The 9856-nt window shown below is 69.6% G+C and carries 12 protein-coding genes; 7 read left to right on the top strand and 5 right to left on the bottom strand.

From position 1 onward, the window contains the following. Positions 1 to 627: 627 nt before the first annotated feature. Positions 628 to 1251 carry an MOSC domain-containing protein gene (locus tag AC507J_RS24550; RefSeq protein WP_496291549.1) on the top strand — a complete coding sequence of 208 codons (624 nt, stop codon included), beginning with the start codon at positions 628 to 630 and terminating at the stop codon, positions 1249 to 1251. Between the two features lie 57 nt (positions 1252 to 1308). Here AC507J_RS24550 and AC507J_RS24545 read toward each other — a convergent pair whose 3' ends face one another. Then, on the bottom strand, positions 1309 to 2199 hold the full coding sequence (locus AC507J_RS24545) for an NmrA/HSCARG family protein (RefSeq protein WP_496291548.1): 891 nt from the start codon (positions 2197 to 2199) through the stop codon (positions 1309 to 1311). A gap of 86 nt (positions 2200 to 2285) precedes the next feature. Here AC507J_RS24545 and AC507J_RS24540 point away from each other — a divergent pair, with 86 nt between their 5' ends. Both AC507J_RS24540 and AC507J_RS24535 read left to right on the top strand, forming a co-directional pair. Beyond that, the gene (locus AC507J_RS24540) at positions 2286 to 2822 is read left to right on the top strand and encodes a TetR/AcrR family transcriptional regulator (protein WP_496291547.1); all 537 of its coding nucleotides are present in this window, start codon (positions 2286 to 2288) and stop codon (positions 2820 to 2822) included. Between the two features lie 96 nt (positions 2823 to 2918). Next, complete coding sequence (locus AC507J_RS24535; protein WP_496291546.1) at positions 2919 to 3326, top strand: nitroreductase family deazaflavin-dependent oxidoreductase; 408 nt, start codon at positions 2919 to 2921, stop codon at positions 3324 to 3326. Between the two features lie 31 nt (positions 3327 to 3357). On the opposite strand, the gene AC507J_RS24530 is transcribed toward AC507J_RS24535, so the two are convergent. Further along, a complete protein-coding gene (locus AC507J_RS24530; protein WP_496291545.1) occupies positions 3358 to 4188 on the bottom strand; it encodes an RNA methyltransferase in 831 nt (276 codons plus the stop codon). 47 nt (positions 4189 to 4235) lie between these two features. Beyond that, positions 4236 to 5048 carry a phytanoyl-CoA dioxygenase family protein gene (locus tag AC507J_RS24525; protein WP_496291544.1) on the bottom strand — a complete coding sequence of 271 codons (813 nt, stop codon included), beginning with the start codon at positions 5046 to 5048 and terminating at the stop codon, positions 4236 to 4238. Between the two features lie 286 nt (positions 5049 to 5334). Here AC507J_RS24525 and AC507J_RS24520 point away from each other — a divergent pair, with 286 nt between their 5' ends. Beyond that, complete coding sequence (locus AC507J_RS24520; RefSeq protein ID WP_496291543.1) at positions 5335 to 6564, top strand: DUF2786 domain-containing protein; 1230 nt, start codon at positions 5335 to 5337, stop codon at positions 6562 to 6564. A 22-nt stretch (positions 6565 to 6586) separates the two neighbouring features. On the opposite strand, the gene AC507J_RS24515 is transcribed toward AC507J_RS24520, so the two are convergent. Further along, a complete protein-coding gene (locus tag AC507J_RS24515; RefSeq protein WP_496291542.1) occupies positions 6587 to 7318 on the bottom strand; it encodes a phosphotransferase in 732 nt (243 codons plus the stop codon). A 150-nt stretch (positions 7319 to 7468) separates the two neighbouring features. Here AC507J_RS24515 and AC507J_RS24510 point away from each other — a divergent pair, with 150 nt between their 5' ends. Both AC507J_RS24510 and AC507J_RS24505 read left to right on the top strand, forming a co-directional pair. After that, positions 7469 to 8161 carry a hypothetical protein gene (locus AC507J_RS24510; RefSeq protein WP_496291541.1) on the top strand — a complete coding sequence of 231 codons (693 nt, stop codon included), beginning with the start codon at positions 7469 to 7471 and terminating at the stop codon, positions 8159 to 8161. A 5-nt stretch (positions 8162 to 8166) separates the two neighbouring features. Continuing rightward, entirely contained in the window at positions 8167 to 8514 is a 348-nt protein-coding gene (locus AC507J_RS24505) for a transcriptional regulator (RefSeq protein ID WP_496291540.1), read from the top strand. 33 nt (positions 8515 to 8547) lie between these two features. On the opposite strand, the gene AC507J_RS24500 is transcribed toward AC507J_RS24505, so the two are convergent. Next, entirely contained in the window at positions 8548 to 9243 is a 696-nt protein-coding gene (locus tag AC507J_RS24500; RefSeq protein ID WP_496291539.1) for a methyltransferase domain-containing protein, read from the bottom strand. Between AC507J_RS24500 and AC507J_RS24495 the strand changes: the two genes are divergently transcribed. Continuing rightward, a complete protein-coding gene (locus tag AC507J_RS24495) occupies positions 9242 to 9706 on the top strand; it encodes a helix-turn-helix domain-containing protein (RefSeq protein WP_496291538.1) in 465 nt (154 codons plus the stop codon). The genes AC507J_RS24500 and AC507J_RS24495 overlap by 2 nt on opposite strands. The last annotated feature ends 150 nt before the right edge of the window (positions 9707 to 9856 follow it).

Here is a 9856-nt window from a genome sequence, read left to right as displayed (position 1 = left end):
GATATTCGATTCATCTGGCCGCCTGCCTTGTCATTGACATGCGTACGCCGTAGCGGCGACGCAAGGGTGGTGATGCTCGACGCAGCCTGCCCATCGATCCGTGGCGGCGGCCTCCCGGACGGTCGAGGTGTGGGGTGGGCCTGCCCTGGGCCAACCCGTCTCGAACTCGCCGTGCCAACGGTGTCGTACTGAGTCGAAACATCCGATGTGTTAACGGATGTTACCGGCACTGCGGTTGATCGACAAGCATCTGTTCATTGCTGCTTGCCCAGAGTTTCTGCAGTTCAGATCGGCGATCTAGAGCAAATCCGCACGCAAAAGCCAGCGCCGGGACGGCATCGGCCATCGCGCTAGACATCTGATGTATGAATGTCACCGACGATAGATTTCCTCCAGGGGCCGACGGTCCGGATCCACGCCAGGGCGACGTGCGGGCCACTCGGCCTCACCAGAGCAGACGGGCCGGTCGGCCGGAGATAACAGGAATCGGCGAGAAACTTCTGCCGCCGAGGGTCGACCTGCTGAAGGCTGGCGCCCGGTCAGCGGCGATCGGGCCTGCCCGCATGCTGATCTCGGGTGCCGAGAACTGCTTGGACGCCACGGATGTGCGTGGAGCAGAGTCGGACCATGGAGAATTCCACCACCGCACGTCATCGCTCGATGGACGAGATCGTGGCAGGGTTACCGCTCGTGCGGCAGTCTCCGCAGGGGATCGGCACCCTGGCGTTGGCCGTACGCCGGCCGGCCGTCGGCGCTCGCGAGGTGCTGTCCCTGGCTGAACTGGACCCTGACGTCGGGCTGCTCGGCGACACTTGGAGTCAACGACCGTGCAAACGGACGGCCGACCTGTCGCCGCACCCCGACATGCAGCTGAACGTCATCAACTCCCGTTTTGTCGAACTGATCGCCGGTCCCGATCGGGACGCCTGGGCACTTGCCGGGGATCAGCTCTACGTCGATCTGGACCTGAGCACCGACGCGCTGCCTGCCGGCACCCGCTTGGCGATCGGCGACCGGGCTGTCATCGAGGTGACCGACCAGCCACACACCGGTTGTGCCAAGTTCGCCGCCCGGTTCGGACGCGACGCCCACAAAATCGTCTGGACCGAGGAGGGCCAGCGACTACGGCTACGTGGCCTGAACGCCAAAGTGATCGTCGGTGCGACGATCGTGGTCGGCGACACCATCCGGCAGCTTCCCGCCGTTCCCGGCCAGCCCGCCACCGAGGCTGCCGAACGTAACGACAGCTGACCACGACCCCCGAGGTTCCCGGACCGGCGCGGGGCCGCCGGCCCGGGAACTGGTACGTCAGGAGAGCGTTCGCCTGGCCCAGGTACGGAAGTCGGTGGTGGGCAGGCCGAGCGCCCGGGGGATCTCCGGGCGTGCGGGCGTGCCGTTCTCGTTGATCTGCTCGACGGCGTTGATCATGAATGGCGGCATACCGCGTTCGATCGCTTCCTGCGGGGTGAGGACCGGAGCGGTGATGCTCCGACCGGTCACCTCGCTGAGGATCGCGGCGACCTCGGTCATCGTGCGCATGTCTCCGGCGAGCTCCACGTCCATGCCGTCGAGTTTGCCCGGGTTGGTGAAGGCGGTCGCCGCGGCTTCGCCGATGTCGTCGACCGCGATCCAGGCGATCCGGGTGTCCGCTGCGAAGCCGGTGATGATGGTGCCGCTGGACCAGTCGCCGAACAGATAGGACCAGCCGAGCAGGTTCTCCATGAAGGTTGCCGGCTTGAGTACGGTCCAGTGCGCGAAGCCGCCGGTGCGGACCAGTTCGTCGACGCCTGCCTTGCTCTCCCAGTAGTGCCGGTCCCAGCGCCCCTCGGCCCAGCCGGGTTGGTTGCGATGGAAGTCGCCGGCACCGGCGACGCTGCTGTGCACCAGGTGCGGCACGCCGGCCTTGCGGGCAGCCTCGATGAGGTTACGGCCCCGGCGTAGCTCGGCGTCACCCTGAAGATCGGTGACGTCGGGGAACGGGACGGAGAAGACGCCCTCCGCTCCGTCGGCCGCAGCGAGCAGCGAGGCGGGATCGTCCAGGTCGCCCCGGACCAGTTCGGCGCCCCGTTCGCGCAGGGCCAGCGCGGCGTCGGTGCCGGTGTCGCGGACCAGGGCGCGTACCGCGACACCCCGGTTGAGCAGCGCCCGGGCGGTGGCCCCGCCCTGCTTGCCGGTGGCGCCGATGACAAGGACGGCCATGTTTCCTCCTCAAACAAGTGGGGCATCCCCCCACTTCCTGTCGGATACGATATGGGGGATCACCCCACTTATCCAAATGGCAGACGATGAGAGCTGACGCACAACGCAACCGCGCCCTGATAGTCAAGGCGGCCGGCGAGGCGGTCGCCCGGGACGGCGCGTACGCCTCGCTTGAGGAGATCGCCCGAGCCGCGGGCGTGGGCTCGGCGACGCTGCATCGGCACTTCCCGTCCCGATGGGCGCTGATGGAGGCGGTCTTCCACGACCGGGTCGAAGCGCTCTGCGCCCGCGCCGGGGAGCTGTTGACCGGACCGGACGCCCGCCAGGCGCTTACCACCTGGTTGTGCGAGCTGGCCGCGTACAGCACGACGACCCGCGGCCTGGTCACCTCGCTGCTCAAGGCGCCGCAGGAGAGCGAGTCCTGCTCAGCGATGCTGGTGGCGGCGGGCGAACCGCTTCGGCGCCGGGCCGCCGACGAGGGATCCGTACGCTCGGACGTCGCGATGGCCGACCTGGTGACCCTCGTCAACGCGATCACCCTGGCTGCCGAGACGACAAGTACGGCCGAGGCGGAGCGGCTGGTCCGTCTCGCCCTGGAGGGAATCAACCCACCTCCGCGCTGACCCGTCGACCCGCCAGCTCCGGCTGCCCGGCAGGTAGCGGCCGGGACTGACAGAATCAAGATCGAGGGGTCGGTACGCGCCGGACGAGGAGCAGAAATGAGCGACTGGAACGACAAGATCATCGCCGAGTTCCGCGCCAACGGTGGGCAGGTGGGCGGCCAGTTCGCTGGCGCGCCGCTGCTGCTGTTGCACACCGTCGGCGCCAAGAGCGGCAAGCCTCGCGTGCACCCGATGATGTACCAGAAGGTGGAGGGCGGTTACGCCGTGTTCGCCTCCAAGGGCGGCGCGGACACCAATCCCGACTGGTACCACAACCTGCTCGCCCATCCGCATGCCCAGGCGGAGATCGGTACGGACAGGGTCGAACTGGTCGCCAGAGTTGCCGCCGGAGACGAACGCGAGCGGATCTGGAGCGCCCAGAAGGCCGCCTACCCGGGCTTCGCCGACTACGAGCGGAAGACCACCCGGGAGATCCCGGTCGTCGTACTCGAACCTGCGAGGTAGGCGGCGACGACCCGCACCTGCGGGTGAAAGCTCATCCGCGTCGTTCGGCAGCGCTACGCTGGCGTGCCGATTCGTACAGCACGACAGTTGCGGCGGTCGCCGCGTTCAGGGAACTGGCCGTCCCGGACATCGGGATCCGGACGAGTTGGTCGCAGGCCGCACGCCAGCCGGAGCTGAGACCGGTGGTCTCGTTGCCGATCAAGGTCAGCGTGGGTCGGGTGAAGTCGTACTCGGCGGCCTCCAGTGTGCCGTGCTCATCGGTTCCCACGATGCTCATGCCGATGCCCTTGGCGCGCAGTTCAGCGACCCAGGAGAGCACGGCCTGGTGTGCCGGCACCCGGACCACGGGGAGAGCGAACAGCGAACCGGTGCTGGCCCGGACCGCCTTCGGGTCGTACGCATCGGCGGCATGGCCGGTGATGATGACACCGGAGGCACCGAAGGCGTCTGCGGACCGGACGAGGGTCCCGATGTTGCCGGGGCTGGTGGGCCGGTCGAACACGACCGTGTGCATGGTCGGCCCGGTCGGGATGCGGCACAGATCGTCCTCCGGCAGCGCGACCACGGCCAGCAGCTCGGGAACCGTGTCCGCCTTGCCGCCCAGTTCGTGCATCAGTTCCCGGGAGACGGCGATCTTCTCGGCCCGGACGCTGTCCAGGGCCTCGCGGGCCCAGCCGGACAGCTGAGCGCTTCTGTCGTAGAGCAGCTCGCGGATCTGCCAGCCGTGTTCGATGGCCATGGCGATCGGGCGCACCCCCTGCACGAGGAACTCGCCGCGACGCTGCCGCTTGTTCCGATTGTGCAGGAGCGCCTCCCACTGCTGGAATCGCGCGTTGCGGCCACTCACCTGAAGACCCACCATGTCCCGCCTCCGTCGTACCTCACCCACCCGCCCCTGGCCTGATGCCGCTACCCGGCACTGTCGTCGGTGTGTTCCCCGTCAAACGTGGGGGTGTCCTGCCCGAGGCCCCGGCGGATCGCAATCTCGACGGGTGAGTATGCGCCATCGGCCCGCTCCAGTTCGTACGGCACGGCCGGTAGGAGCGGCGGCTGGGCCATGAGGCGCGGCCGCGTCCCGTGGTGCGGTTGGGCCGCGTGCACCAGGAACGGGTGGCACAGGAAGACGTCGCCCGGGGACCCGGTGGCGAGGGCGAGCGGTCGGTGGTCGGAGGCCGCCACCAGGTCGGGTGCAAGGTCCAGCCCGCTCGCCCCCTCCTCGCCGTACTTCTCCAGCACCCTCGGCACGTCGAGGTGTGAGCCGACCCGGATCCGGGTCGGGGCGTCCTCCTCGCCGACCTCGCTGAACAGGAACAGCATCAGCAGCGCCCGGTCGCGGGAGCGCAGGTTCGTGAAGTACCAGCTCTCGCCCTCCGGCAGATAGCTGCCCTCGATGTGCCAGCCCGCGTCGTCCGGCTCCTCCTGGTGCGGAAAGCGCAGCGGAAACGAGCCCAGCGAGTAACGCGGCTCCCAGCGTCCCGCGCCGACGAGCAGGTCGTACGCGTGATGGAGGAACGGGGAGTTGGGTGCGGCGCCGAACGGCCCCTGCGCCAGGCCGCCCACCCAGTGCACGGGCTGGGTCCACGTCGCGGGGTCGTCCGGGTCACAGCCCGTCTCCCGCCACAGCAGCCGCGCGCAGTCCGCGGCCACGCGCGGCGCGACGGCACCCGCCAACTTGACGAAACCGTCGCGAAGGAAGCGGGACACCAAGGTCTTGTCATCCATGCCGGCAATGATGCGGCGACAATCATCCCGATCACCCGACACTTTCGGTGCCGCTTCCGTCGGGTCTGCTGCCACAGCACAGACGTTGGCACTCTGGCAGGTGGCGGCGAACTCGTCCGCTGACACCCACCACACCGTGGCGATCGTGGATCGGCGCCACCGCCCAGGGCAGCCCTACCGCAGAGCGTGCCCCATGATCCGGCAATCACCCGCTCACCCTGCCAGGCGCATCGGCAGGGGTGGTACCCGATCGGGCCGAGATCAACGAATCCGTAGCCTTGTCCGGGTGACAGCTGCGCGGGAACGGATCAGGGCGGTTCTCACCGGAACGGTCGACTACGAATCGGCGCTGGACGCGCTGACCGTCACCCCGTCGGCCGAGGTCGACCCGGAGCTGGTGGCCGCGAAGGACGAGGCGTGCGCGCGGCTGTGGCGGGGCGGGTGGCAGCCGGCCGAGTTGCACCGGGTGGTCGCCCGGCGGGGCCGGCCGCACCAGGCCGACCTGGTGACCGATGCGGTCGCCGCCTACCTGCGACAGTTTCCCCGGGCCAGTGTCGACCGGCGGTGGTTGGCGCAGGCGGACATCCTCGGCGCGCAGGTCTGGTGGAGCGGTGACGCGACGTACGTCGACGAACTCGCCGCCCGCTGGCGGCTGGACCGGGTGGCCGTACTCGATCTGGTGTTGGGGCTGCTCACCATCCTGGCCACGCTTCCGCCGATCGAGGTGCTCGTCGCCCCGCCGGGGTCCGCCGCCGCGCCGGCCGACGGCTCGGGCGCCCCCGGGTCGTCCCGGATCGACGCCCGGCTGCTGGACCGGGTACGCGCCCTGCTCGCCAAGGCGGAGTCGACCACCTTCCCGGCCGAGGCGGAGACGTACACCGCCAAGGCCCAGGAACTGGTCACCCGGCACAGCCTGGACGAGGCGCTGCTGGCCGCCCGGGGTGGTGCCGCGGTGCCGGTGGTGCCGTACGCGCGGCGGATCGGCGTGGACCACCCGTACGAGCGGGAGAAGGCATCTTTGCTGGACGCCGTCGCCCGGGCCAACCGCTGCCACACGGTCTCGTCACCGGAGCTGGCGTTCAGCACCGTCTTCGGTTTCGACACCGACATCGACGCGGTCGACCTGCTCTACACCTCCCTGCTGGTGCAGGCGCACCAGGCGATGGCCCGCGCCGAGCCGCCGGGCGGAAAGGCCGGTCGCCGCCGCCTGAAGGCGTTCCGCCAGTCCTTCCTGGTGGCCTTCGCCGACCGGATCGACGAACGACTGGCCGACGCGGCACAGCTCGCGTTGGCGCAGGCCACCGGTCGGAGCGACGGGAACGGGGTGACCGACGCGGCGGACCTGCTGCCGGTGCTCGCCTCCCGAGACGAACAGATCCGCGAAACCATGCGCCGGGTCTTCCCCCACATGGTGCGGGCCCGGGCCAGCCGGGTGGACAGCCGCGAGGGCTGGGAGTCCGGTCGGCAGGCCGCCGACCGCGCCAGCCTGCCGACCGGCACCACGCGGGGCCGATAGTCCCGCCGGGTCGAACGCACGCTCAGACGGTTCGAACCTCGGCGAGCCGCCTGACCGCGTAGTCGTCGCCCCAGCAGACGGCGGCCTCCCATGCGGCCGACGCCTGGGTGGCGACGTCGTGTGTGTCGTCGTCGAGGCCTGCGGCGTTGTCGGGCAGCACAAGGTCGAGGTCGGGGACATCGACGTGTGCCTCGTCCCAGTCGATCAGCGCGACCTGATTCGCGGTCATGCGGACATTGCCCGGATTGGGGTCGCCGTGCACAACGCATGTCTGACGCCCGGACAATCGCGCCCACGCTGCTCGGCATCGAGCAACGCCCTCCGGAGGCATCGCGCCCAGGTCGATCCTCGTGCCGGTCTCGGCCTGCAGGAGGTCGATCGACGATCGCCAACCTGGGCGCTGCGGCCAACCCCGGGTCAACCGATGCAGCTCGCGGAGCGTGCCGGCCACGCGACGCCAGTCGGCCTGCGTCTCGGGCGGTCCGCCATCCAGGTGGGTCATCACCACCAGACCGTCGGCGAAGAGCCGGCCATCCGCAGTCGGGATCGGCACCGGCACGGTCAGACCTTCACGATCGAGGTAGACGAGGAGCTCGGTTTCCCACGCGAGATCAGCGTCGCTCCTGGCACCGAGACGAGCGACCGCGAGGTGACCGTTGACGCGTACGCTCCACACGTCGTTGGCGACTCCTCCGGCGAGCGGTTCGACGCGAACGGCGTCGTCACCCCACTGCCCAAGTGCCTCCCACCCCATTGAGCAGATCATACGGTTCCGACCCGCACAGCGTGTTGAGGCCGGCGGCCACCAGGTCACCGATGGACTTGGCGAGGGGCAGCCAGGTCAGCACCCTCCACTCGATATGGTCACTAGCGCCGACAGGTTTGTTGTGCAAACCTATTGGCTATGACTACTGGTTCGATACCTGCCGACGGCGATCCCCGACGACTACTCTCCGATGTCCGCGCTCTTGCCCACCGGGTACGTCTGGACCAACGGTTGACCTGGGTCGCGCTACTGGTGCTGGCCACCGTGACGCTCCTGGGCATCCCGTTCGACTGGCTCGGCATGAAGGTGAGCTGCCTCGCCGACGGCAGCTGCGAATACGCGCGACGGGGCGTGCTCTACTACTGGCCGGCGGCGCTTCTGCTGGCGTACACGATCATCGCCGTCTGCTACATGCGGGCCGCCCGAGCGCGGGGGTTGGGCTCCCGGGTGCTGCCGTACGCGATCACCGGCGCCGTGACGACCCTGGTGTTCACCGCCGCGTGGCTGGCGGCGGCCCGCTACTTCCCGAACCACCCGGCACCGGTCACCCCACCGCCGTACTGGTGGGTGGTGCTGGACCGGTTGGTCGCACCGTGGGGCATGATCGGCATCGCGTTGCTGGTGCTGACCTGGTTGGAACGCAACGTCGCGCTGCTGCTGTTCACCCTCGGCTACCTGGCGTTGGTGCTGCTGGCGCTGCCGATGCAGCAGGGCTGGGGACTTGCCGGGTGGGGAATCCAGGCCCAGATGGCGGTGCCGCAGCTCGCCGCCGGCGTCGTGCTACTGCTGGGCGCGGTCGGCTTCGCGGTGGCTCGTCGGCGGGACCGGTGACGGCCGTGACCGACGTCCCGGACCCCAATGCCGCGCACCCGGTCACCGGGCTGGACGACGTCGTGCACCAGCGGGTACGGCTCGGCATCCTCACCATCGCGCACGAGGCACGCCGGGTCGAGTTCGGTTATCTGCGCACCCAGTTGCAGCTGACCGCCGGCAACCTCTCCACCCACCTGAGCGTGCTTGAACAGGCCGGCCTGATCGAGGTGGAGAAGGGCTACGAGGGCCGGCGTGGCCGTACCTGGATCACCCTCACCGCAGCCGGCGACACCGCACTCGCCGCCGAGATCGAGCGACTGAAGCTGCTCATCGCCCGGGTCGAGACACCCCTTCCCCCGCCCGACCAGTGACCGCACCGCCCCGCCGGCAGTCCTGGTGGTGCGCTATCTCTGCGCTGCCACGAGGAACATCGGCACGGCGACGAGAATGCGGTTCGTACGGGCACGCTCGGCCTGATCGGCGAGCCAGTCCTCGTCGTCGGTGAGCCGTTGCAGCAGGGCGAGCGCGGTCTCGTCGGCGAGCACAACGGTGTGCACCTCGACGACGGGGTCGGTGAAGCCGGCGTCGAGCAGCAGGTTGCGGTACCTCCGGGCAACGCGTGGTGACGGAAGCGAGTCCGCCTTGGCGTGGACCAGCCGGCGGGTGACCTCCGGCTGGTCCGAGTCGATGGCGATCATGTCCCAGTCCTGGCCGAGCAGCACGGCCCGGCCGCCAGGCACGAGCACCCGACGGGCCTCCACCACCGCTCGTGCCGGGTCGTCGAGCAGGTGCAACACCTTGTCCGCGCGGTAACAGGTGACGGACCCGGTCTCGATCGGCAACTCGTACGCGTCGGCGACGTGGAACTCGCCGGCCGGCCAGCGGTCCCGCGCCACAGCGATCATCTCCGGGTCGGGGTCGACGCCGATCGCTCGGGCCCCACGCTCGGCCAACTCGCCGACCGCCCGGCCACTGCCGCAGCCGACGTCGACCGCGGCTCGGCCGGCGAGGTCACCGAGTAGTTCATAGGAACAGGCGCGCAGTTTGACGGCCATGGCCCTGCCATCAACCGCATCGAGGGCAGTAAGCAGACTGGACATGCCCGCCATGGTCGGACTTAATGTCGACATGAAGTCAAGCCCGATGACGATCGGCCAGGTGGCCGACCGTTTCGGCCTGCCAACGCACGTGCTGCGGCACTGGGAGTCGGTGGGTCTGCTCTCCCCCGCCCGCGCCCAGGGCGACCGCCGCCGCTACACCGGCGACGATCTCTTCCGGATAGCCTCAATCATGCGTGCGAAGCAGGCCGGTCTGCCGTTGCCAGAGATCCGGGCGTTCCTCGCCGCGCGCGACCCAGCCGTCCGCAAGGACGTGCTGCGCCGCCACCACCATGCGTTGCGGGCCCGGATGGCGGCGCTACGGTCGGCGCTCGATCTCCTCGAAGCCGGGCTGAACTGTTCGCACGAGGACATCACGACCTGCCCGAGCTACCGCGCCCAGCTCGCGCAGTCGGTGCAGGTCACGGGCGGCCGGGGCGAGGACGCGCCAGCCTCAGGGCGCTGATCGCGGTGCGCCTTCTACCTCCATGCGGTTCGGCGAGCGGCCAAGGAGGCGTTCGCGCGCCTGGCCCGGACAGGGCGCCCTACGGCCTTCCGGCGTCGCGGGACTGACCGCTCCCCCGGCGGCAGTGCGGGAGACCAAGGGCCGCGAACT

The sequence above is a fragment of the Micromonospora sp. PRAS1 genome (assembly GCF_059553435.1).
Note: the sequence above shows the minus strand (reverse complement) of the source record. Positions and strands in the feature narration are given on the sequence as shown.

What these genes read in the sequence shown, in the direction of transcription:
- AC507J_RS24550 (WP_496291549.1), top strand. Translation starts at nt 628, where the DNA reads ATGGAGAATTCCACCACCGCACGTCATCGCTCGATGGACGAGATCGTG.
- AC507J_RS24540 (WP_496291547.1), top strand. Translation starts at nt 2,286, where the DNA reads ATGAGAGCTGACGCACAACGCAACCGCGCCCTGATAGTCAAGGCGGCC.
- AC507J_RS24515 (WP_496291542.1), bottom strand. Translation starts at nt 7,318, where the DNA reads ATGGGGTGGGAGGCACTTGGGCAGTGGGGTGACGACGCCGTTCGCGTC.
- AC507J_RS24530 (WP_496291545.1), bottom strand. Translation starts at nt 4,188, where the DNA reads ATGGTGGGTCTTCAGGTGAGTGGCCGCAACGCGCGATTCCAGCAGTGG.
- AC507J_RS24510 (WP_496291541.1), top strand. Translation starts at nt 7,469, where the DNA reads ATGACTACTGGTTCGATACCTGCCGACGGCGATCCCCGACGACTACTC.
- AC507J_RS24500 (WP_496291539.1), bottom strand. Translation starts at nt 9,243, where the DNA reads ATGTCCAGTCTGCTTACTGCCCTCGATGCGGTTGATGGCAGGGCCATG.
- AC507J_RS24495 (WP_496291538.1), top strand. Translation starts at nt 9,242, where the DNA reads ATGCCCGCCATGGTCGGACTTAATGTCGACATGAAGTCAAGCCCGATG.
- AC507J_RS24535 (WP_496291546.1), top strand. Translation starts at nt 2,919, where the DNA reads ATGAGCGACTGGAACGACAAGATCATCGCCGAGTTCCGCGCCAACGGT.
- AC507J_RS24545 (WP_496291548.1), bottom strand. Translation starts at nt 2,199, where the DNA reads ATGGCCGTCCTTGTCATCGGCGCCACCGGCAAGCAGGGCGGGGCCACC.
- AC507J_RS24525 (WP_496291544.1), bottom strand. Translation starts at nt 5,048, where the DNA reads ATGGATGACAAGACCTTGGTGTCCCGCTTCCTTCGCGACGGTTTCGTC.